At 70.9% G+C, this 556-nt stretch carries 2 protein-coding genes; both read left to right on the forward strand.

Annotation, left to right across the window (positions count from 1 at the left end):
* On the forward strand, positions 1–181 hold a 181-nt coding region (locus AB4Z35_RS30125; protein ID WP_442101176.1), incomplete at its 5' end, for a hypothetical protein.
* A 4-nt stretch (positions 182–185) separates the two neighbouring features.
* On the forward strand, positions 186–556 hold a 371-nt coding region (locus AB4Z35_RS30130), incomplete at its 3' end, for a hypothetical protein (protein WP_442101177.1).

The raw sequence follows: 556 nt of genomic DNA on the forward strand, positions 1-556 counted from the left end.
GACCGTCATCACGCAGGTGAATCAGGCCGTGAACGAGGTGCTGCCGTCGCTGCAGGCGCAGATGATCCGCGAGGGCGCCGACCCGGTGGGCGGCACGCCCGAGCAGTTCGGCAAGTTCACGCGCAAGGAGTATGACAAGTGGAAGGTGGTCGTCAAAGCCTCGGGAGCGACGGTAGACTGACGCCATGACTGCATCCGCTGCCTCCTCCGCCTCCGCTGCGCCCGTGCGCATCCTGCTCTCCGAAGCGGCGCTGCGCGCCCATGGCGACGCGATCACCGCCACCATCGCCGCCGCCATGGCAGGCCGGGACTGGGTTCCCGTGGCCCCGCCGGCCGTGGACGACGCCCGGCCCATCGACGCCGACATCGCCTTCGTCTCGCGCGATGTGACGGGGCGCTCGACCAAGCACGAGGTGCAACCGGCCACGCGGCGCTTCTACACCGCGATGCTGGAGGCGCCCTCGCTGCGCTGGACCCACACGCACTCGGCCGGCGCCGACCGCCCGGTGTTCGGCGAACTGCGCCAGCAGGGGGTGACGGTGACGACTTCGTCGGG

The sequence above is a fragment of the Pseudomonas sp. KB_15 genome (assembly GCF_052114525.1).
GTDB lineage: Bacteria > Pseudomonadota > Gammaproteobacteria > Pseudomonadales > Pseudomonadaceae > Aquipseudomonas.